This is a genomic window from Pseudomonas protegens CHA0 (assembly GCF_000397205.1).
GTDB lineage: Bacteria > Pseudomonadota > Gammaproteobacteria > Pseudomonadales > Pseudomonadaceae > Aquipseudomonas > Aquipseudomonas protegens.
The window spans coordinates 2,645,062-2,667,230 of sequence record NC_021237.1 but is presented as its reverse complement, the minus strand read 5'-3'; the positions used below and the strand labels follow the sequence as shown (position 1 = coordinate 2,667,230).

At 60.4% G+C, this 22,169-nt stretch carries 18 protein-coding genes and 1 pseudogene; 11 read left to right on the top strand and 8 right to left on the bottom strand.

Going from position 1 to position 22,169, the window contains the following annotated elements; translation table 11 throughout:
* Window positions 1-156 precede the first annotated feature (156 nt).
* Both PFLCHA0_RS12060 and PFLCHA0_RS31690 read left to right on the top strand, forming a co-directional pair.
* On the top strand, window positions 157-2,763 hold the full coding sequence (locus PFLCHA0_RS12060; RefSeq protein WP_015635124.1) for an AAA family ATPase: 2,607 nt from the start codon (window positions 157-159) through the stop codon (window positions 2,761-2,763).
* Between the two features lie 154 nt (window positions 2,764-2,917).
* Window positions 2,918-3,045 (top strand): annotated as a pseudogene (locus tag PFLCHA0_RS31690) (transposase); the annotation flags it as partial.
* Between the two features lie 186 nt (window positions 3,046-3,231).
* Here PFLCHA0_RS31690 and PFLCHA0_RS12055 read toward each other — a convergent pair.
* The 8 genes from PFLCHA0_RS12055 to PFLCHA0_RS12020 form a co-directional block, all read right to left on the bottom strand.
* Window positions 3,232-4,206 (bottom strand): hypothetical protein, encoded by a 975-nt coding sequence (locus tag PFLCHA0_RS12055; protein WP_015635123.1) that lies wholly within the window; start codon window positions 4,204-4,206, stop codon window positions 3,232-3,234.
* A 1-nt stretch (window position 4,207) separates the two neighbouring features.
* Window positions 4,208-5,812: a nucleotide excision repair endonuclease gene (locus PFLCHA0_RS12050; protein ID WP_015635122.1), complete on the bottom strand. Its 1,605-nt coding sequence runs from the start codon at window positions 5,810-5,812 to the stop codon at window positions 4,208-4,210.
* A gap of 92 nt (window positions 5,813-5,904) precedes the next feature.
* On the bottom strand, window positions 5,905-6,429 hold the full coding sequence (locus tag PFLCHA0_RS12045; RefSeq protein ID WP_041752156.1) for a hypothetical protein: 525 nt from the start codon (window positions 6,427-6,429) through the stop codon (window positions 5,905-5,907).
* 149 nt (window positions 6,430-6,578) lie between these two features.
* A complete protein-coding gene (locus PFLCHA0_RS12040) occupies window positions 6,579-7,514 on the bottom strand; it encodes a PoNe immunity protein domain-containing protein (protein WP_015635121.1) in 936 nt (311 codons plus the stop codon).
* A gap of 160 nt (window positions 7,515-7,674) precedes the next feature.
* The gene (locus PFLCHA0_RS12035; protein WP_015635120.1) at window positions 7,675-8,223 is read right to left on the bottom strand and encodes a cupin domain-containing protein; all 549 of its coding nucleotides are present in this window, start codon (window positions 8,221-8,223) and stop codon (window positions 7,675-7,677) included.
* Between the two features lie 269 nt (window positions 8,224-8,492).
* Window positions 8,493-9,773: an NAD(P)/FAD-dependent oxidoreductase gene (locus tag PFLCHA0_RS12030; RefSeq protein WP_015635119.1), complete on the bottom strand. Its 1,281-nt coding sequence runs from the start codon at window positions 9,771-9,773 to the stop codon at window positions 8,493-8,495.
* A 55-nt stretch (window positions 9,774-9,828) separates the two neighbouring features.
* Window positions 9,829-11,319: an aldehyde dehydrogenase gene (locus tag PFLCHA0_RS12025; RefSeq protein ID WP_015635118.1), complete on the bottom strand. Its 1,491-nt coding sequence runs from the start codon at window positions 11,317-11,319 to the stop codon at window positions 9,829-9,831.
* Between the two features lie 33 nt (window positions 11,320-11,352).
* Window positions 11,353-12,729 (bottom strand): glutamine synthetase family protein, encoded by a 1,377-nt coding sequence (locus tag PFLCHA0_RS12020; RefSeq protein ID WP_011060639.1) that lies wholly within the window; start codon window positions 12,727-12,729, stop codon window positions 11,353-11,355.
* 266 nt (window positions 12,730-12,995) lie between these two features.
* On the opposite strand from PFLCHA0_RS12020, the gene PFLCHA0_RS12015 reads away from it, so the two are divergent.
* From PFLCHA0_RS12015 to PFLCHA0_RS11975, 9 genes are all read left to right on the top strand, one after another.
* Window positions 12,996-13,751 carry a gamma-glutamyl-gamma-aminobutyrate hydrolase family protein gene (locus PFLCHA0_RS12015; RefSeq protein WP_015635117.1) on the top strand — a complete coding sequence of 252 codons (756 nt, stop codon included), beginning with the start codon at window positions 12,996-12,998 and terminating at the stop codon, window positions 13,749-13,751.
* Window positions 13,752-13,983: 232 nt separating this feature from the next.
* On the top strand, window positions 13,984-15,126 hold the full coding sequence (potA, locus tag PFLCHA0_RS12010; RefSeq protein ID WP_015635116.1) for a polyamine ABC transporter ATP-binding protein: 1,143 nt from the start codon (window positions 13,984-13,986) through the stop codon (window positions 15,124-15,126).
* Between the two features lie 44 nt (window positions 15,127-15,170).
* Window positions 15,171-16,052: an ABC transporter permease subunit gene (locus tag PFLCHA0_RS12005; protein WP_162865010.1), complete on the top strand. Its 882-nt coding sequence runs from the start codon at window positions 15,171-15,173 to the stop codon at window positions 16,050-16,052.
* The gene (locus PFLCHA0_RS12000) at window positions 16,049-16,945 is read left to right on the top strand and encodes an ABC transporter permease subunit (RefSeq protein WP_011060635.1); all 897 of its coding nucleotides are present in this window, start codon (window positions 16,049-16,051) and stop codon (window positions 16,943-16,945) included. The genes PFLCHA0_RS12005 and PFLCHA0_RS12000 overlap by 4 nt, the downstream gene beginning before the upstream one ends.
* Before the next feature lie 136 nt (window positions 16,946-17,081).
* Window positions 17,082-18,179 carry a polyamine ABC transporter substrate-binding protein gene (locus PFLCHA0_RS11995; RefSeq protein ID WP_015635115.1) on the top strand — a complete coding sequence of 366 codons (1,098 nt, stop codon included), beginning with the start codon at window positions 17,082-17,084 and terminating at the stop codon, window positions 18,177-18,179.
* 341 nt (window positions 18,180-18,520) lie between these two features.
* A complete protein-coding gene (locus PFLCHA0_RS11990) occupies window positions 18,521-19,627 on the top strand; it encodes a hypothetical protein (RefSeq protein WP_015635113.1) in 1,107 nt (368 codons plus the stop codon).
* 205 nt (window positions 19,628-19,832) lie between these two features.
* Window positions 19,833-20,357: a DUF2867 domain-containing protein gene (locus tag PFLCHA0_RS11985; protein WP_015635112.1), complete on the top strand. Its 525-nt coding sequence runs from the start codon at window positions 19,833-19,835 to the stop codon at window positions 20,355-20,357.
* Between the two features lie 24 nt (window positions 20,358-20,381).
* Window positions 20,382-21,551 (top strand): N-methyl-L-tryptophan oxidase, encoded by a 1,170-nt coding sequence (gene solA, locus PFLCHA0_RS11980; RefSeq protein WP_015635111.1) that lies wholly within the window; start codon window positions 20,382-20,384, stop codon window positions 21,549-21,551.
* 169 nt (window positions 21,552-21,720) lie between these two features.
* Window positions 21,721-22,161, top strand: coding sequence for a CBS domain-containing protein (locus tag PFLCHA0_RS11975; RefSeq protein WP_011060630.1), 441 nt, complete (start codon window positions 21,721-21,723; stop codon window positions 22,159-22,161).
* Window positions 22,162-22,169 lie beyond the last annotated feature (8 nt).

Below are 22,169 nucleotides of genomic sequence, written 5' to 3'. Positions count from 1 at the left end.
CGTTTTAGGTCAAAAACGGTCGCTCCAGCCAATACCAAATCTGTACTTTTTCTAACTATTAAGGAGGGACGCTTACCTGGTCGAGCCGCACCAAAAGCAATTTGCCACTACTGGCCTATACTCGGTCGTCAGCAGTCTTTTCAAGGAGATGTCTCAATGGGTGTTCCAGATTTGAATGGGCTAGACGCTCCCGTTGCCGACGATTTTGAAATTTGGCTCGGCGAAAGAAGCCGGTGGTTACAGACAGCCGCCAAGAATTTAATCGAGACCAAGAAGCCCCCTACAGACGACCAGATCACGGAGCTTGCCCGGCTTTGCATGGTCGAATCGAAGAAGGAAGAAGATCTAGGCTTCGGCACCGTATCGGCAGGCTCGTTGGCACTTGCTGCGAGCCGTCCTACCATCCGCATAGACGGGATCTCAGAAGTCCACGGGTTGAATGCGATCAAATCAGGCGCAGCACTACCCATTGGTCCAAGCAACATCACAGTGTTCTACGGTCAAAATGGTTCAGGAAAAAGCGGATATGCACGCCTGCTGAAACAGGCATGTGGCTCAAGATCGAAGGACGAAATTCACCCTAACGTCTTCATTGAAGAACCTGAGGCCTGCAGGGCTAATTTCCAAGTCTCGGCAGGAGAAAAGAAAGGAGTAATTGAATGGACGCTTGCCCAGGGGGCAGATCCTTTACTTCGTCACGCCCAGATATTTGACTCGAGAACGGCTTCCCAATACATGGGCAAAAACGAGGCTAGCTACGAGCCAAGCCAAATGAAATTCGTGGCCTCATTGATCGCCGTGTCAGACAAGGTTAATCAGCACCTCACCGCATCGAAGAATGCATTGCTAAGTGCATTGCCACAATTCCCAGCGGACTTAGAAGTCACTGAGGAACGTAAGTGGCTTGCAGGTATTAAGCCTGCAACGACTACTGCTGCTATCGACAAACTCTGTACGTACTCTCCCGAGCAGGACGCTGAGCGGATCATCATAGAAGGTGCGCTGGCCCAGAAGGACGTGGCGGGCCGACTGGCCTCCATCACGAAAGAAAAGCAGGGAGTGGAAACAGTTCGGCTGGCTATGAGCCAGCTCAAGGACAAGCTCTCCAACGAAACAGCACAGATCATCGTAAGTGCCAACGCTGATGCCAAGCAAAAGCGGCAAGCCGCTCAGAAATTTGCTCAACAACTTTTCACCGAAACCCCACTCGAAGGAGTCGGCGAGGCGGTGTGGCAGCAGTTATGGGCTCAGGCTCGATTGTTCTCTCAAAATAATGCTTACCCCGGTCAACCATTTCCTGTTGTGGGTGAGCAAGCAAGGTGTGTGCTTTGCCAGCAAGAGCTCAATGAGGATGCTAGCCATCGTTTGAGCCACTTTGAGCAGTTTGTCACCGAAGGTTTGGAGCTAGGCGCAAAACAAGCAGAAGACAAACATCAGGGCTTTGTTCGTGCCCTACCCCAATCGCCGAAAGAACAGGACTGGTTAGCTCACATGGCACTGATCAAACTGGATCAACAGCAGGCCATCGATCTGCATAAAACCTTGGTGAAAAGACGTTCTGATCTCGAGACAGCTGAACAAATCGAAAATGTTGCCGTATTCGAATGGTCACCGGTAGATCAGGCACTGACAGATTTAACCGAGCAATTAGGCGGCGAAGAAAAGTCGCTAACCGAGCTCTCTCAAGACGGAAAACGACAGCAGATGGAGGCGCAACTCCGTAAGCTGAAAGCCCTGCAGTGGCTGTCGCAAAACAAACCAGCAATCCTGACCGAACGTGACAGGTTGTTGGCCGTTGACCAGTATGGGAAAGCCATCCGACTTACTGCAACCAACGCGCTTACGATCAAGAACAACGAGCTGGCGAAATCCGAAGTGGAGGCCGGATATCAAACTCGCTTCGCCGCCGAACTCAAGCTACTAGGGGGCTCGAGGTTGCCTGTAGCCCCTCAAAGCAAAACAGTCGGTAAAGGCAGGACAACATTCGGACTGACGCTTGTCGGCGCGAAAGGAGCCCGTCCGCCAGAACAAATTCTCAGTGAGGGTGAGACAAGAATTGTGGCCTTGGCTGCATTCCTGGCTGATATTACTGGCTCAAATCAAGTAGCCCCGTTTATTTTCGACGACCCGATTTCCTCACTCGATCAAGATTTTGAGGAGCGGGTTGTCGCGCGACTCGTAGATTTAGCACAGACCCGCCAGGTCATCATCTTCACCCACAGGCTGTCGCTGGTGACACTCCTGGAATCTGCAGTGAAGAAAGTGAAGGAACATCCAAATATCCCAGACATAACCTTTGACGTTCAGACGCTTCGGCGTCTCGACAAAACATCCGGCATTCTGACTGGACAAAGTCCTCGAGACTCGAAACCAAAGCCGGCCATCAACAAGCTCCTAAATGAGAGCTTAGCCCGACTCAAGAGGCACCAGGCAGAAGGCGATGCCGAAAGCTACGACCTCATGGCCAAGAGTATTTGCAGTGACTTCCGAATCATCGTGGAGCGCACTGTTGAGGTGGTGATGCTGAACAGCGTCGTGCTGCGATTCCGCAGGGAAGTGATGACCAAAGGGCTACTGAGGCAGCTAAGCAACATCACTCAGGCAGATTGTGATCTGATCGACGATTTGATGACACGATACTCTGTGTATGAGCATTCTCAGGCAGACGATCTCCCAGCAGTCCCCCCAGAACTTGTTCAACTCGAAACCGATATGCGATCACTTGCGGACTGGATGGATATCTACTCGAAGCGAGTGGCCTGACACACATTGCTAGACGCCCGAGTGCGCGTTTACCTATTCGCTATGCCATACGGCGGCCGGAGTGTCGCGTATATTTGACTCCGGTCACACTGTAGTGGGTCTTGATCCCAGACATCAACTTAGACGAATATCCTCGCCCTTAGAGAGGTGTCCGATGAGCAAGCAACGACTTACGTTTTCTGCCGAGCTCAAGCGAGAGGCCTCGGCCCTAGTACGGATCAAGGCTATAGCCATATCGAGGCCTGCCGTTCGTTCGGCGCCGTGGATTCGGCATTGCGGCGCGCGCATCGTGTGCCGCTTTTAGTTTATGACCGCTTCTGGCCGAGGGCTGCCATTCTCGAACGGCAACTATCGACCCAATGCAGACCCCACTAACCGCCAAAAAACGGCGGCTTGGAGGTATCAGCGAGACCAGGAACGATTCAGACAGTAAGAGTCGTCGAGATCGATATTCCTTACGCGCTTGCCTCAAAAGGCAAGCATCGATGCGAGCGCTGCGCCTGAAAACACCACCGCGACAAGGGCCACAGCCTGCTGCCGGAGCCAGCCCGGTTTGGTCAACAACTGCGCCTCTAGCTGCTCGATTCGAGCCTGAGTTTGTTGCTGGTTTTCCAGTAGTTCGCCCATCTTCGACTCGACACGTTCCAGACGCTGGGCTAGCGTCTCGCTGGCGTCGCTCACCTCTTTAAATGACGCCGTCGTAGAGGTCGACAGGCGTTCCCTCGCCTGGATTTCACTGCCGAGCAGCTTGGTCACTCGCTCGACCTGCTTCTGCTGGGCCCGCTGAACCTCCCCCTGCTGGGCTAACTGATGCGAGGACGCTGCGTTGAGTTGTTCCTGCATCCGGGTGCCGTTCAAGCAGGCCAGACTCAATGCCTGCAACTCCGTCTCATGGTTGTTCTGCGCGATGGCCAATTGGTTCAATGCATGCCTGCAGTACTCATACCCGTCTGCCAGCGCTAACAGTTCGTCGATCTGATGCTTGAACTCATAGAGCACCACCAACGCCCCGTTTTGGTTTCCTTCCAGGGTCTGTGTATCCGCTTGCAGGCGTTCGATCTCACGCACAAGGGCATCATTGAAACCGCGCAGTACATTGTTGTTCACGGTATGCACCTGAGTGACCAGTTGCACCACGCTCTGCGTCACCTCAAGGCTCGCCCCAAATTCGGTCAGTAATTTGGCCAGGTCTTTGTCATTCCTGCCCGACAAGCTACCCCAGAAAGAGTCCCAACTGCCTTGGTTCTGAAAGTCGTTCAATTGCGCTCTGATTTTCGAGCCACGCTGTATTGCAACGTTGAGCTTTTGCAGGCCTTCATGGAAGTCTTTCAGCTGGTTCTCTTCGGAGCGCGGCGTCGGAAGCAACTGCTGTGCCGGTTGAAGGGCTACTTCATCGGCCGGCGACACGGTAAGTACGACTCTGCCACCCAGAAAATTGAACACGTCAGGACTCCTGCGAAATACGTTTGGTCGGCAAAAGTGCCGAAAAATCGATTGCACGCACACTGGTGTGTCGAGCCAGCCGTTTGCGGTGGTCTATTGCGTCCGTGGCCAGCGCTTCTACTGAACGCGTATATTCGATCAGCCCTTCGGCCATCAGCCATTCGTTTTCCTGCACCGTAATAAGCTGCAACGCTGCCTCTCGTTTGGCTTCCAGCGAATCGCCCCACCCTGTCTTGAAATCCACCAAGTAGGCAACGATAGGGGGCACGAGGTTCTGCAAGTGATAACTGCACAGCCCGAAACCGATGGCCGACAACACGCAGGATATATAGGGGGCTGCCACCCCGGTAAGCGGAATTAATTGCGACTCGATCACTGGTTCTAGGCCGTCCCAGAGCACCAGCGTGCCACTGACTACTACTGTCTCGACGACCTTCTGGATCAACTCTTCCCGGCTCATCGATTGCGCGCCTTTGTACAATTGCCAGGCGCCGTGAGCGAGGTCGAAAAGGTTGCGAGCGAGGTTGTAGACTTGGCGGACCGCCTTGGACAAGGCATTGACGATGAATTCGACGATGCCATTGAGTAGTTTCAGAGGCGCCTCGATGATTTTTTCAATCACCGCCCAGATCTTTTTGAGGAAGCGCTCCACGCGCTGTTTCAGGCGAGCAGCGCCCCCCATGAACACGTCGACCAGTTCGTCTTTAACGGCCAATATCGCGGCTGAAGTCAGTTGTTCCAGCAACTGCCAGCCTGAATTTTTCAGCGCTTCTTTGCCAGCACCCAGAGCAACGTCAGTGGCATTACCCAAAGTATCTTTGAGCTTTTTGGCTTCGATGTTGCTGCGAGTGCCTTGTTCCTGATGCAGCTCCTGGCGCTTGTTGATGGGCGGGTTTTCGGTCTTGATGAGGTGTGCTTCCAAGGCAGCAGCTGTTTCGGCCGAGTCCATGGTCACGAATTTCACCTTGCATCCCGCTTCCAGTTGCTCGGAAAGCTTGTACGATTCTCCTTTTTTGTTGCCATTGCGATGGTCGTTCAGGTGTCCGTCCTGCCAACGCTGTCGCATGTTAGTGCTATCACCGATATAGACCAGCTTGCCGCTTGTGTCATACACCACATAAACACCTGGCTTCTCGGGCAGTTGGCTGGTGTTGGAGGTGTCGGCAGCGCTGAGGTCAAACTCTCCATCGAACTGCAAGGTAGCAAGTGAACCGATTCCCGCTGACAAGCTTTTGAGCAGAATCTCCTTCCACGCTACCCCCCGATTGGCAACATCCATCGCACTTTTCGCCGACGTGGCGGCAAGGGTGTCCTTACCGACCTGCAAAGGGTCTACTGTCTTGGCGTTCGGACGGGAGTTCTTCTTGTTGCGAAAACCGGCGATCAGCTTTCGATTGGTGTTCTCAATCGCGCGATCAACGATAAGGTTCGCCAATGGCGATAGCGTCTTTTGTTCGTATTGTGGGCCCATTATTCCTTCTCGAAAAACTTGCCTGTTTGAGGGGCGAACTACGGGCATGGAAGCTATCAAAGTGACACTAATGGTTCCACCTGAAAACGACGCGTTTGAAAAGGTTGTGTTCAGGGTGCTGTCAACGAGGCTCATACCGCCAATACCTTTGCTGAACACGGACGCACGCAAAGTCTCCCTCTGGCCGAAAACAGCCCACCACAAGAAAGCTTTTCACCCCATAGCTTTCATTGAATGAAGGTCACGAAGCTGGTTTCAATTTCGACGCATGCTGGCGGGAGCGTATTGACCAGCATGGCGGCATCGTCGCCCTGGTTAAGAAAAATCAGGAAGTCCCCGGACTCAAACTCGATCCTAAATCCGACTAGCCGAGATGCCTGGCCATTGAGGGCATCGAGAATGCCCTTGACCTCGAGAACTTTCTCGCCTTCGAGGTGGGACGCTGATAACGCTGCAAGGAGGTTTTCCCTCTTCCAGGCGCAGGTCACGTCAGGCTCTATCTCGAAGGAAACGGGCGTGTTGATGGGGTATATGTCAGCCCCAACACTCTCACCATCACTCAAGAGGTACATGGATATCACCTCTTGCCCGCCGAAATGCCATTCAATAGAGCCGACATCTCCCAGACTCCTTTCCCCGTTGAAATAGTACTGGTCATGCATCAGCGCGTTCAGCCGCTTACCCACCAGCAAACGCGCCCTGTGCAAGTCTTGGGCTGCCCTGGTATGAGAAAAGCAATAGCGGCTATCCATCAAGCACCTCATGTACGTCGGACGAGGGGCAGTCCAATGCTGACCGAAAACTGGCACTCAAGGACGATGCCGTTGAGTCGATAGCAGCCCCTTCTGCATTCGACCAGAAACAAGGGTTGGAAAACGCTACAACGAATGGCAGCCCACCCCTACCCCTGCGCCACCCAATACCAAACCGCTCCCCCCTCAAACTCCGGCATCACTTCCCCCTGCGCAAAGCAGCGCCGCGACTCCGGCTGCGCCGGGGTAAACCAATATCCGGCCTTGCTGCAGGACTGCCCTGCAGCCACCGGCGCTATACGTTTCGGGTGGCTCGGCCGAAGGTTCCTCGCATAGGCCACCAGATCCTTGGGATAGACCCTGTGCTCGACCCCGCTGTCATCAATGCCATACAGAAAGGCGATGGCGGCTGCCTCGAACGCCCAATACCCGCAATAGCTGCCTTCGTCCCCTTGCAGGTGGCTGTCGTGCCAGGGTGCCTGTTCGAACTCGGGGTACCAGTCGTCACAGTACTGCTGCAGAAGGTCGCTGGCTTCGGCCGGGTCGTCGGCGTAGATGGCCTGTATCAGCGGTGTGTAGACATCGTGGTACCAACGGTCCACGTCATATCGATCGGGCAGCAGTTTGCACAGCAGGTCCTCGTAGAGGGTGTCGTCCCCGGCGTAGCCCGCCGGGTCGATCAGGGCCACGAAGCGTTGGAGCAGGTCGCTGCGGTGCAGCAGGATGCACAGGCTGAACACCTGGACGCACTCTTGGTACTGGTCGAGCCAATCGTCGATCGCCAAGGGGGTGATGTTCGGAATCTGGTTGTATTCGGCCAGTTGTTTTTGCAGGTGTTCGTAACTGTCCACCAGGGTTTCCAGCAGGGGAATCAGCAGGTCGATGCTGTGGCCGGCGGTGTAGCGGATGAGGATTTCCTTGAAGATCCACTTCTGGAAATGCCGGGCCCTGAGGGACTTTTCCTGTGCTTCGGAGTCGGACTCAAAGGTGTGTTCGGCAAAGAATTCCACGCTGTGCTGGTAGTTGCTGAAGAAGTTCTCCAGGCGTGCGGCGCTGAGGAATGCTTGTCGTCTGTCCTTGATCATTTGTCGTCCTTGTTTGCCCGACGCCCGCTCCAGACCCTGTCCGCAAGCGTGGTTACGGCAGTCTCCGGGGCGTGGGCCGGTCTAAAAAACAAAGCCCGCGACACAAGGCGCAGGCTGGATAGGGTTGCAACAGGTCGAGCCGGATCAGTCACCCAGCCACTTAGAAGTTCGCCGGGGTGTTGGCGCTGATGATTTCCGCCTCATCCTGGCCAATGTTGCGAAAGCTGTGGGGCAAGGTGGTGGGGAAGTAATAGCCATCCCCCGGGTTGAGCACGCTGACTTGCCCGTCCACGGTCAATTCCACGGTGCCGCGGGTTACCAGGCCGCACTCTTCGCCTTCGCTGTGCACGATGGCTTCTTCGCCGGAGCTGGCGCCGGGGGCGTACTGCTCGCGCAGAAAGCGCATCTGCCGGTTGGCCACCGGGGCGCCGATCATCAACAGGCGCAGGCCGTCGCGGCCCAGGTCCGGCTGTTCGTTGGCGCGGAACACGTATTGGTGCTCCCGGGGTGGCTGGTCGAAGGTGAAGAAGTCGGCCAGGGACATGGGGATGCCTTCCAGCAGCTTTTTCAGGGAGCTGACGGAGGGGCTGACGCGGTTCTGTTCGATCAGGGAAATGGTGGCATTGGTGACGCCGCTACGCCGGGCCAGCTCGCGCTGGGAGAGTTTGTAGCTTTCGCGAACGAGTTTGAGTCGGGTGCCCGTGTCCATAACAGCCTTATGTGAGAGAAACTTAAGGGTATTTTTGCGGCGGTTGGGTCGCGAACTTCGCGATTTGGCTGCCCCTGGAGCCTGAAAAGGCGGCTATTTAAACATGTTTGACAGGCAAGCTGTAAAGACTGGCGATGGGCGTGAAGGCTGGGTGATGGAGTGTCGGTTTTCCGGGGCTTTGCGAGGCTTTTTCCGGGGCGGGTCAAGGGCCGGAGCTTCGCGAGCAAGCTCGCTCCTACAGGAGTGGGGGCTGTAGGAGCGAGGTGGCGTCAGATGCCGAAGCGGTCGCGCAAGGCGTAGTACGCGGCGCCCAGGGCGGTCAGTGGGGCCTGGAAGGTGCGGCCGCCGATCATCGGCATGTGTGGCAGGGAGGCGAAGGCGTTGAAGCGCTCGGCGTCGCCGCGGATCATTTCGGCAATCAGCTTGCCCGCCAGGTGCGAACAGGTGACGCCGTGGCCGCTGTAGCCCTGCATGTAGTAGGCGTTCTTTTCGATACGGCCGAATTGCGGCATGCGCGACATGGTCAGCAGGAAATTGCCGGTCCAGCGGTAGTCGATCTTCACGTCCTTGAGCTGGGGGAAGGTCTTGAGGATCTTCGGCCGGATCAGTTGCTCGATGTCGTCCGGTTCCCGGGCGCCGTAGACCACGCCACCGCCGTACAGCAGGCGGTTGTCGCCAGTGAGGCGGAAGTAGTCCAGCAGGTAGTTGCAGTCTTCCACGCAGTAGTTGTTGCTGATCAGGCTGCGGGCCAGTTGTTCCGGCAACTGTTCGGTGACCACGATCTGTGAACCGCAGGGCATGCTCTTGCGGATGACGCGGGGGTCGAGGTCTTGCTGCAGGTAGGCGTTGCCGGCGATCAGCAGGTATTTGGCGCGCACCACGCCCTTGGCGGTGCGCACCACGTTGGGTTCGCCGTAGGTGATTTCCACCGCCGCCGACTGTTCGAAGATCTTGCCGCCCAGGCCGATGATGGCGCTGGCTTCGCCCAGGGCCAGGTTCAGCGGATGGATGTGACCGCCCTGCATGTCCAGCAGGCCGCCGATGTAGTTCTTGGTCCCGACTTCGCGGTCGATCTGCGCCTTGTCGAGCATCTTCAGGTTGTGGTTGCCCAGGCGTTCCCAGTTGCGTTTCTGTTCCGCCAGGCCCTTGAGCTGCTTGTTGTTCAGGGCGGCGAAAATGCCACCGGGGCGGTAATCGCACTGAATGTCGTAGTGCTGGATGCGCTGACGGATGATGTCGGCGCCTTCGAAGATCATGCTGCCGAGCACTTCGGCGCTTTTTTCGCCGTAGCGTTCTTCGATCACGTCGACGTCGCGGCTATAGGAATTGACCAATTGCCCGCCGTTGCGTCCGCTGGCGCCGAAGCCGACCTTGGCCGCTTCCAGCACGGTGACGCTGTAACCGGCTTCCGCCAGGAACAAGGCCGAGGACAGGCCGGTGTAGCCGGCGCCGATCACGCAGACGTCGCACTCCACACTCTCTTCGAGTTGCGGGTAGTCGGTGGTCTGGTTGCGGGTCGCCGCGTAGTAGCTGTTCACGTAGGTTTGCATGAGAAATTCCCCAGCGGGTACGGGCCCAGGCCCGCCGCCGCTGTTGTTATAAGAGTTAGAGCTTGATCCAGGTCGCTTTGAGCTCGGTGTATTTGTCGAAGGCGTGCAACGATTTGTCGCGGCCGTTGCCGGACTGTTTGAAGCCGCCGAACGGCGCGGTCATGTCGCCGCCGTCGTACTGGTTGACCCATACGCTGCCGGCCCGCAGGCCACGGGCGAAGCGATGGGCGCGGCTGAGGTTGCTGGTCCAGACCCCGGCCGCCAGGCCGAAGATGCTGTCGTTGGCAATCTGCAGCGCCTCTTCTTCCGTATCGAAGCTGATGAGCGACAACACCGGTCCGAAGATTTCTTCCCGGGCGATGGTCATGGCGTTGGTCACCCCATCGAAAACAGTCGGCTCGACATACAGGCCGCCTGTGCTTTCCAGGGTGCGGACACCGCCGGCCAGCAGTTGGCCGCCCTGCTCCTTGCCGATCTCGATATAGCGCAGCACGTTGTCCAGTTGGCGCTGGTCCACCACGGCGCCGACCCGGGTTTCGGGGTCGAGGGCGTGGCCCGGCTGCCACCCCTTGAGGGCCTCCACCAGCAGCGGGATGAACTGCTCGCGGATCGAGCGTTGCACCAGCAGGCGCGAACCGGCGGTGCAGACTTCGCCCTGGTTGAAGGCAATGGCCGCAGCTGCCGCTTCTGCGGCTTCGCGCAGGTCCGGGGCATCGGCAAACACCACGTTGGGGCTCTTGCCACCGGCTTCCAGCCACACCCGCTTCATGTTGCTTTCGCCGGAATACACCAACAATTGCTTGCCCACGGCGGTGGAGCCGGTGAAGGCCAGCACGTCCACGTCCATGTGCAGGGCCAGGGCCTTGCCGACGGTGTGGCCGTAACCCGGCAGGACGTTGAACACGCCCTGGGGGATACCGGCGTCCAGGGCCAGCTGGGCGATGCGGATCGCGGTCAGCGGCGACTTCTCCGACGGTTTGAGAATGAACGAGTTGCCCATTGCCAGGGCCGGAGCGAACTTCCAACTGGCCATGATCAGCGGAAAGTTCCACGGCACGATGGCCGCCACCACGCCCGCCGGTTCCCGGGTCACCAGGCCCAGCTGGTCGTGGGGCGTGGCCGCCACTTCGTCGTAGAGCTTGTCGATGGCTTCGGCGTTCCAGCGGATGGCGTTGGCCGTGGCCGGAATGTCGATGGCCATGGAGTCGCCAATCGGCTTGCCCATGTCCAGGGTTTCCAGGAGCGCCAGTTCTTCCTGGTGCGCAAGGATCAGTTCGGCGAAGCGAAGCAGAATGCGCTTGCGCTCGGCCGGGGCCTTGCCCGACCAGACGCCACTGTTGAACGCCTGGCGCGCCACGGCTACTGCACGATCGGCATCGACCTGATCGGTGCTGGCGACGTTGGCCAGAAAGCGCCCGTCCACCGGGCTCAGGCATTCAAAGGTGGCACCGCTGGCGGCGGCGCAGTACTGGCCGTCGATAAAGGCACGGCCTTCAAGGCTGAGGGACTGGAAGTGCTGCTCCCAGTCGCTGCGGGATTTAGTCATGGCAAATACTCAACGCAGGAAGTGACACGGTCATCAGACCGTGTGCAGGTACCAGTTGTATTCCAGGTCGGAGATGGAGTTTTCGAACTCCGCCAACTCGCTTTCCTTACAGGCCACGAACACGTCGATGTACATCGGGTCGATGTACTTGGCCATCACTTCGCTGTCGTCCAGTACGCGCAGGGCGTCCCGCAGGTTGGTGGGCAGGCTTTGTTCGTTCTGCTCGTAGGAGTTGCCTTCAACCGGCGCGCCCGGGTCGATCTTGTTGGTCAGGCCGTGGTGAATGCCCGCCAGCACCGAAGCCATCAGCAGGTAAGGGTTGGCGTCGGCGCCAGCCACCCGGTGCTCGATGCGCACCGCATCGGCAGAACCGGTGGGTACGCGCACGGCCACGGTGCGGTTGTCGATGCCCCAGGTCGGCGAGTTCGGCACGTAGAACTGCGCACCGAAACGGCGATAGGAGTTGACGTTGGGGCACAGGAAGGCCATCTGCTGCGGCAGGGTGTCGAGCACGCCGCCGATGGCATGGCGCAGGGCTTCGTTGGTCTCTGGGTCTTCGCTGGCGAAGATGTTGTTGCCCTGTTTGTCGAGGATCGAGATGTGCACATGCAGGCCGTTGCCCGCCTGGCCCGGGTAGGGCTTGGCCATGAAGGTGGTGTCCATTTCATGGTCGTAGGCGATGTTCTTTACCAGGCGCTTGAGCAGTACTGCGTAGTCACAGGCCTTGATCGGGTCGCTGACGTGGTGCAGGTTGACTTCGAACTGCGCCGGGGCGCTTTCCTTGACGATGGCGTCGGCCGGAATGCCCTGCTCTTTCGCGCCTTCGAGGATGTCTTGCAGGCAGTCGACGTACTCGTCGAGGTCGTCGATCAGGTAGACCTGGGTGGAATGCGGACGCTTGCCGGAGATCGGCGAACGGGGCGACTGCGGACGGCCGTTCACGTTGTCCTGGTCGATCAGGTAGAACTCCAGTTCAAAGGCCGCGCAGATGGTCAGGCCCATCTCATCGAACTTGCTCACCACCTGGCGCAGCACTTCGCGGGGGTCGGCGAAGAACGGCTGGCCTTCGATCTCGTGCATGGTCATCAGCAGTTGCGCGGTGGGGCGCTTCTGCCAGGGCTCGACGCTCAGGGTGCCGGGGATCGGGTAGCAGATGCGGTCGGCATCACCGATGTCCAGGCCCAGGCCGGTGCTTTCCACCGTGGAACCGTTGATATCCAGGGCAAACAGCGAGGCGGGCAGGTTGATGCCCTTCTCATAGACCTTGTGCAGCGCGGTGCGCTCGATGCGCTTGCCGCGCACCACACCGTTCATGTCTGCAATCAGCAGATCGACGTAGAGAACCTCGGGGTGTTTTTTCAGGAAGGCATTGGCTTCATTGAGTTGAATGGCACGCGGGGGGACCGACATGATGCACCTATTGTGTTAATTATTATGTTCACTGCTGTGACACGCCAGCAGTCAACCCGAAAGAAAAACCGGAGTCAATAGCCAACAGCAGCCACCATTCGTCAATTATTTTGCCTCACTAAAGGTCGATACGCCGCGCAATCCGCGCCGCCTGCGGGTTTCAAGCAGATAATGTTTAGAATTTTTTACATGGAAGTTGTTAATTAAAATCAACGAGGATAAGCTCTGGAAAAACTCGTTCCAGCGTGAATTTCGAGGTGATAAAAATGGCATTCAAGCCATTGATCGGCGTTACTGCGTGCGTCAAAGAGATCGGCCTGCACCCCTACCACGTCAGCGGCGACAAGTACTTGCGTGCTGTCAGCGTCGCGGCCGAGGGCCTGCCCCTGATCATTCCTTCCCTGGCGGATCTGATCGACATCGACGATCTGCTGCGGCAAGTGGATGGGCTGCTGTTTACCGGCTCGCCATCCAATGTCGAACCCTTCCATTACCAAGGCACTCCCAGCGAGCCGGGCACCGCCCACGACCCGCAGCGCGATGCCACCACCCTGCCCCTGCTGCGCGCGGCGATTGCCGCCGGCGTGCCGGTGCTCGGCATCTGCCGCGGTTTCCAGGAAATGAACGTGGCCTTCGGCGGCAGCCTGCACCAGAAGGTGCATGAACTGCCGGGCTACATGGACCACCGCGAAGCCGACGATCCGCGCATCGAAGTGCAGTACGCCCCGGCGCACCCGGTGGCGATCCAGCCCGGCGGTGTGTTCGAGGCCATGGGCCTGGGCGGCGAGATCCGGGTCAACTCGATCCACAGCCAGGGCGTCGACCGCCTGGCCCCCGGCCTGCGGGTCGAGGCCGTGGCCCCGGACGGCCTGATCGAGGCGCTGTCGGTGGAACACAGCAAGGCCTTCGCCTTCGGCGTGCAGTGGCACCCGGAATGGCAGGTGCTGTCGAACCCGGCCTACCTGCGGATCTTCCAGGCCTTTGGCGACGCCTGCCGGCAACGGGCCGCACAACGGCGCTGAACCACCGGCCGCGGCCACAACCCAGACGATTCATCACGCCCTGCCCCGCGGCGAGCGCGCCTGTGCGCGCCCGTCGTCCAGCGTGAGCAACACACGGCAAGACCACAACAACAAATAGCGTCAGGCCGCCAGGGAGGCAGCGCCGAATCAGCCCGCACTCACTGCGGGCTGGCAATCAACCTTTAGGCCCGGCCGAATTGATCGGGCTGCTGACACCTGTTGGGAGTTTCACATGGCAAACGCCTCCAGCACTTACCGCAAGGCCCTCGAAGGCACTCCGAGCCCGCAGAAGGTCCTGGTCAAGATCGACCGCGTGACCAAGAAGTTCGATGAAACCGTGGCCGTGGACGATGTGTCCCTGGAGATCCACCAAGGCGAGATCTTTGCCCTGCTGGGCGGTTCCGGCTCCGGCAAATCCACCCTGCTGCGCATGCTCGCCGGCTTCGAACGCCCCACCGAAGGCCGCATCCTGCTGGATGGCGTGGACATCACCGACATGCCGCCCTACGAGCGGCCGATCAACATGATGTTCCAGTCCTACGCCCTGTTCCCCCACATGACCGTGGCCCAGAACATCGCCTTCGGCCTCAAGCAGGACCGCCTGCCGGCCAACGAGATCGACGCCCGGGTCGAGGAAATGCTCAAGCTGGTGCACATGACCCAGTACGCCAAGCGCAAGCCGCACCAGCTCTCCGGTGGCCAGCGCCAGCGCGTGGCCCTGGCCCGCTCCCTGGCCAAGCGCCCCAAGCTGCTCTTGCTGGACGAGCCCATGGGCGCCCTGGACAAGAAGCTGCGCTCGCAGATGCAGCTGGAACTGGTTGAGATCATCGAGCGCGTAGGCGTGACCTGCGTGATGGTGACCCACGACCAGGAAGAAGCCATGACCATGGCCCAGCGCATCGCCATCATGCACCTGGGCTGGATCGCCCAGACCGGCAGCCCGGTGGACATCTACGAAGCGCCGGTGAGCCGCCTGGTGTGCGAATTCATCGGCAACGTCAACGCCTTCGATGGCACCGTTACCGAAGACCTGGAAGGCTACGCCATCATCGACTGCGCGGACCTCGAGCAGCAGATCTACGTCGGCCACGGGGTCAGCACCTCGGTGCAGGACAAGTCGGTGACCTACGCCATCCGCCCGGAAAAGATGCTGGTCACCACCCTCAAGCCCGATGCCCGCTACAACTGGTCCAAGGGCAAGGTGCACGACATCGCCTACCTGGGCGGTCACTCGGTGTTCTACGTCGAGCTGCCTGGCGGCAAGATTGTCCAGTCGTTCATGGCCAACGCCGAGCGTCGCGGCTCGCGGCCAACCTGGGATGACGAAGTCTACGTCTGGTGGGAAGACGACAGCGGCGTGGTACTGCGAGCATGAGTACATCGACCATGAGCACTTTCAATCAGAAGCTGTTCCGTATGCTGCCCAGCGGTCGCAAGCTGGTGATCGGCATTCCTTTCCTCTGGCTGTTCCTGTTCTTCATGTTGCCGTTCTTCCTGGTGATGAAGATCAGCTTCTCGGAAGCGGCCCTGGCGATTCCGCCCTACTCGGAGATCTACAGCTACGCCGAACAGAAATTCCAGCTGCTGCTGAACCTCGGCAACTACGCCATGCTGGCCGGCGACGAGCTGTATTTCTCGGCCTACCTGGGTTCGCTGAAGGTGGCCCTGCTGAGCACCCTGATGTGCCTGGTGGTGGGTTTCCCCATGGCCTATGCCATCTCCAAGGCCAGCAAGGAGGCGCAGAACGTCTTGCTGCTGCTGATCATGATGCCGACCTGGACCGCGATCCTGATCCGCGTCTACGCCTGGATGGGCATCCTCAGCAACAACGGCCTGCTCAACAGCTTCCTGATGTGGACCGGGCTGATCAGCCAGCCGCTGGAAATCCTCAACACCAACACCGCGGTGTACATCGGTGTGGTCTACGCCTACCTGCCGTTCATGGTGCTGCCGCTGTACGCCAACCTGGTCAAGCACGACCAGAGCCTGCTGGAAGCCGCATCCGACCTGGGTTCGAGCAACTTCAACAACTTCTGGAAAATCACCGTGCCCCTGGCCAAGAACGGCATCATTGCCGGCTGCATGCTGGTGTTCATTCCGGTGGTGGGTGAGTTCGTGATTCCGGAACTCTTGGGCGGCCCGGAAACCCTGATGATTGGCCGCGTGCTATGGCAGGAGTTCTTCAACAACCGTGACTGGCCGGTGGCCTCCGCCCTGGCGGTGGTGATGCTGGCGATCCTGATTATCCCGATCTTGCTGTTCAACCGCAGCCAGGCCAAAGAGATGGAGGCACGGGCATGAAACGCTTCGAATTTTCCAAACTGATGCTGGTGCTGGGCCTGCTGTTCATCTACCTGCCGATGCTGATCCTGGTGATCTACTCGTTCAACGCCTCCAAGCTGGTGACAGTGTGGGGCGGCTGGTCGATCAAGTGGTACGTCGGCCTGCTGGACAACCAGCAACTGATGGGCTCGGTAATGCGCTCCCTGGAGATCGCCTGCTACACCGCCATTGCCGCGGTGGCCCTGGGCACCCTGGCGGCCTTCGTGCTGACCCGGGTCACCCGCTTCAAGGGCCGCACGCTGTTCGGCGGCCTGGTCACCGCGCCGCTGGTGATGCCGGAAGTGATCACCGGCCTGTCCTTGCTGCTGCTGTTCGTGGCCATGGCGCAATTGATCGGCTGGCCCATGGAGCGCGGCATCGTCACCATCTGGATCGCCCACACCACATTCTGCGCAGCCTATGTAGCCGTGGTAGTCTCCGCGCGCCTGCGGGAGCTGGACCTGTCCATCGAAGAAGCAGCCATGGACCTGGGAGCGCGACCGTTCAAGGTGTTCTTCCTGATCACCATCCCGATGATCGCGCCGTCACTGGCGGCCGGCGGCATGATGTCCTTCGCCCTGTCCCTGGATGACCTGGTACTGGCCAGCTTCGTCTCCGGCCCGGGTTCCACCACCTTGCCGATGGAAGTGTTCTCGGCGGTGCGCCTGGGGGTCAAGCCGGAGATCAACGCCGTGGCCAGCCTGATCCTGCTGGCGGTGTCCCTGGTGACCTTCCTGGTCTGGTACTTTGGCCGCCGCGCCGAAGCGGCCCGCAAGCGGGCGATCCAGGAGGCCATGGACTTCACCGCCAACGAATCCTGGCAGCCACCGGCAGCGAAAAAACCTGCGGTACGAACACCTGCGACGGCCTAACCGCCTCTTCGCCAGCAAGCTGGCTCCTACGGATAACCCAAACCTGTAGGAGCCAGCTTGCTGGCGAAAAAGGCTCACCCCGAACCCTCGAGTTGCACACGCAGCAATCTGCACAATAAGAAATGGAGTTGTAGTGATGAAAATGCTTGGCAGGACTCTGCTCTCACTGTCCTTGATGGGCGCAATGGTTACCGGCGCTCAAGCCAACGACAAAGTGCTGCGCGTCTACAACTGGTCGGACTACATCGCCCCGGACACCCTGAAGAAGTTCGAGGCCGAGACCGGCATCCACGTCACCTACGACGTCTTCGACAGCAACGAAACCCTGGAAGCGCGCCTGCTCACCGGCAAGTCCGGCTACGACATCGTGGTGCCGTCCAACAGCTTCCTGGCCAAGCAGATCAAGGCCGGGGTCTACCAGGAACTGGACAAGTCCCGCTTGCCCAACTGGAAGAACCTCAACCCGGTGCTGCTGAAAAACGCCTCCGCCAGCGACCCGGACAACGCCCATGCCTTTCCCTACATGTGGGGTTCGATCGGCATTGGCTACAACCCGGACAAGGTCAAGGCGGCCCTGGGCGCCGACGCCCCGACCAACTCCTGGGACCTGCTGTTCAAGCCGGAGAACGCCGAGAAGCTCAAGGCCTGCGGCATCAGCTTCCTCGACTCGCCCACCGAGATGCTCCCCGCCGCCCTGCACTACCTGGGCTACCCGGTGACCAGCAAGGACAAGGCGCAGATCCTCGAAGCCGAAGCCCTGTTCATGAAGATCCGTCCTTCGGTGACCTACTTCCACTCCTCCAAGTACATCTCGGACCTGGCCAACGGCAACATCTGCGTGGCCGTGGGTTATTCCGGCGACGTGCTGCAGGCCCGTTCCCGCGCCGAAGAGGCCGGCAACAAGGAGAAGGTCGCGTTCAGCATTCCCAAGGAAGGCGCCGGCAGCTTCTACGACATGATGGCCATCCCCAAGGACGCCACCAACGTCGACAACGCCTACCTGTTCATGAATTTCCTGATGCGCGCGGACATCATCGCCGAGGTCACCAACAGCCTGGGCTACAGCAACGCCAACGCGGCGGCCACGCCGCTGGTGGACGAAGCGATCCGCAACGACCCGGCGTCCTACCCGCCCCAGGCCGTACTGGCCACCCTCTACGCAGTACCGGACCAGCCGATCGCCATCCAGCGCGTGATGAACCGCGGCTGGACCAGGATCAAGCTGGGCAAATGACTCAAGCTGCCCGCCGCTGGCGGGCACCGCTCGCCTTTTTCCGTTCACGTCGCGCCTTACCACCGCGACACTCCTGCGAACGGCTTCACCCGGCTCCCTCGGTTGGGGTGAATCCTTGGCGCCTTCGGGCGCCTTTTTTGCGTTCCCTGCAGCCGCTGGCGCAGGCGCGAATGGCTGGAGCGACATAGGCGATCCCGGCAACAGAGGGTCCTGCGGCCCCTTTCGCAGCCTCGCTAACGCTCGGCAGCGGCTACAGCTGGCAGACAGCCATTACTTTGGCTAGATTCAGCCGACACGGCTCCCCTCCCACTTCGTTCAATGACCGGCATAGGTCCTTCGACATGCATGCAACCTTACGTGCGCTCTTGCTGGCTTCTGCCTTGTTCCCGCTGTACGCCAGCGCCGCACCACCGGTGCTGGCGCTGGTGGCCCTGCCCTCTACGGCCAAGCCGGCGCCGGGCAGCGAACACTCCATCGGCAACATGCCGCTGGCGACCTCGCAACAGGGCCTGGGCCTGTGCTTCAGCCACAGCGCGGCGGCGGTATTCAACTACTACCAGTGCCAGGCGGCCAAGGAAGACTGCACCCGCATCGACAAGAACCAGCTGGCGGCGCCCCTGGACATGGCGCGCTTTGGCCGCAAACCCACGGGCGAGGTAGACAGCGTCGCCTCCTACGAGGACATCGACGAGGGCGGTGACCCGCTCTACACCCTGGAAACCGCGGCCCTGATGGTGGGCTCCGTGGTGTCCCAGGCGTGCTTTTCCGAAGAGAAACTGTTCAAGGACAAGTTCGTGCCCAGCGGCGCCATCAGCGCCGAGGACGTCAAGGCCCAGCGCGCAGTACTCAAAGCGCTGGAGGACTTCTATCAACAGAACCGGCTCAAGGCCCCCTGTGCCGAGTGTGTCGCCAGCGCGACGCAGGTGGCCGAACTCCAGGCCATCTACGCCACCACCCGCGATCCCCGGGGCATCGCCCAGGCCCTGGGCAAGCCGCACTTCGGCGGTTTTTTCTCGGCCATCATCATCCCCCCCGAATGCCGGCGCCTGAGCCGCCGGGCACTCTTCGAACTCCAGGACAAGCTGCAGATCCGCGCCCTGCCGGAAACGGCCGCGCAGAACAACTTCGCCGGCCTGTACCCGGCGCTGAAACAGGCAATCAATGCCGACAACCCGGTGATCATTGCCAACGTCTGCCTGTATCGCGGCGCCAAGCAGAAAAAATGCCCCGAGCAGTACCGGCACAGCCTGGTGGCCTACGCACATGCCCGTCTGTGTACGCCCCAGGGCCAGTGCCAGGAAGGGCTCAAGGTGCTCAACAGCTGGGGCGAGCAATGGCAGAACCACGAGGGCCAGCAATGGTTCGATGCCCGGCGCCTGCTGGACAGCACCGGCTATGGCAAGCAGAGCATTGGCTGGCTGGAACACAGGAGCGCGGACCAGGACTGAGCAGCCCGGCGGGTCCCGAGGGTTCCTGCTCGCACCGGCCCCCTTCGGGCTGATAACAGCCGAATCCCGGCGCGGCCATTGCCCAGCGGCAACTGGCCGCTACACAACAGCAGGTTCCTCGCCTCAGGAAGTGGTATTTTTTGCGGCTTCTGGCGTGGCTGATCGGCATGAAGCCAAGGCCGCCAACTTTCAGGGAGCTGCACCGATGAAGTCTGCCGTACACCCTTGCCCGTTGCCCCATGACTCCAGCATCGCGGCCCTGGCCCCGGGTGCCACCTTCATCGACTGCCGCCGCACACTGGCCGAGGACCCCGAACGCAGCGCCATGCGTCACCTGCTGTGCCTGATGAGCCAGACCCCAGCCTGGATCGACCGCCTGATGGGCCTGCGCAACCGCGTGGTGCAGCTGTTCGGCCTCAAGGACCTGGGGCGCCTGACCCGCATCGACCTGTCGCGCCCCGACGAGGCTTACCAGCCCGGCGACCGGGTGGGTATCTTCACCCTGATTTCCCAGAGCCCCGACGAGGTGCTGGTGGTGGACCGCGACAAGCACCTGGACGTGCACCTGTCGCTCAACCGCCTGCCGCTGGACGCCGAGGGCCGGCGCCCGGTGGTGCTGTCCACCGTGGTCCACCCGCACAACCGCCTGGGGCGCCTGTACATGCTGCCGGTGGCGCCGTTCCACCGGATCATCGCGCCCATGACCCTGGCCACTATCAATAACTGCTGAGCCTTCTATCCCAAGGATCTTGCCGTGCACACACCGGATTTCGATGTTGTAGTCGTAGGCCTGGGCGCCATGGGCGCCGCCACCCTCTATCAACTGGCCAAGCGCGGGGTAAGGGTGGCGGGCATCGACCGCTTCGCCCCGCCCCACGACCTGGGTTCCAGCCACGGCGACACCCGCATCACCCGCCAGGCGGTGGGCGAAGGGGCGGCCTATGTGCCCCTGGCGATCCGCTCGCAGCAGATCTGGCGCGAACTGGAGGCGGAGCTGGATGTGCAGTTGTTCGAGCAATGCGGGGTGCTGGTGATGACCGCCAGCACCGACCCGCAGCGCCCGGCAGGGGCCCGGGACTTCACCGACAACAGCATCGAGCTGGCCCGGCGCTATGGCATCGAGCACCAGGAGCTGGACGCCGCCGAGATCCGCCGGCGCTTCCCGCAGTTCGCCCCGCTGGATGACAGCGCCCGGGGCTACTTCGAACCCGGCGGCGGCTTTGTCCGCCCGGAACGCTGCATCGATGCCCAACTGACCCGGGCCCGGCAACTGGGGGCAACCCTGATCACCGGCCAGACAGTGCTGGAGCTGGACGCCCAGGATGACGGGGTGCACATCATCAGCGACGGCTCGCGGCTGTTTGCCCGACAGGTCATCGTCAGCGCCGGCATGTGGTCGGCGCAGTTGCTGGGGGCGCCCTTCGATTCGCTGTTGCAGGTGTGCCGCCAGCAGCTGTACTGGTTCCGCCTGGATGAGCCCGAGCGCTACCCGGCCCGCTCCCCGAGCTTCATTCTCCACAGCGCCGATGACGTGGACGCCTGCTACGGCTTCCCGCCGATTCCCGGCGAAGGCAGCGTGAAGATCGCCACCGAGCAGTACAGCGCCAGCAGCCAGCCGGACAGCCTCGACCGCCAGCCCAGCAGCGCCGACGCCCAGCGCCTGTTCCACAAGCTGATCGCCCCCCATATCGCCGGGCTGGCCCCCGAGTTGGTGAAGGCCAGCGTCTGTGCCTACACCGTGACCCCGGATTCGGGGTTCATCATCGACCGCCACCCGCGCCTGGCCAATGTCACCGTGGTCAGCGCCTGTTCCGGCCATGGCTTCAAGCATTCGGCGGCGATTGGCGAAGCCCTGGCCCAGCAGCACGTGGACGGCTGCAGCGAAATCGACCTGAGCAGTTTTTCTCTGCACCGCTTCAACTGAAGGCAACGGCCCCTTTATCGGGGCCGTGGTGAAAAAAAATCCTCGGGGTGACGTTTTTCGCCGTTTATCTGCCGTTTTCAGCCTTGCTGGTTGGCCGAGTCTCTACGATTCTTTAGAAACCCCTCAGGGCGGCGCATCGCCGCCCCACGTAGAACAACCGGAGCGCCCCATGAAGAGCGTCGCAGAACTGCTGAAACTCAAGGCCAAGCACAACCAGCAAGTGCACACCATCGCCCCGCACCAGATGGTCCTGGAGGCGCTGATGGTGATGGCCGAGAAAAACGTCGGCGCCTTGCCGGTGCTGGAGAATGGCGTGGTGGTCGGGGTCATCAGCGAGCGCGACTACGCGCGCAAGCTGGTGCTCCACGGGCGCTCCTCGGTGGGCACCCCGGTCAGCGCGATCATGAGCTCGCCGGTAATCACCGTGGATTCGCACCAGAGCGTGGACACCTGCATGAACATCATGACCGACAGCCACCTGCGCCACCTGCCGGTGGTGGAAAACGGCCAGTTGCTGGGCCTGCTGTCCATCGGCGACCTGGTCAAGGAAGCAATCGCCGAACAGGCCGACCTGATCCGCCAGCTGGAGCAGTACATCCGCGGCGAATGACCCCAGGC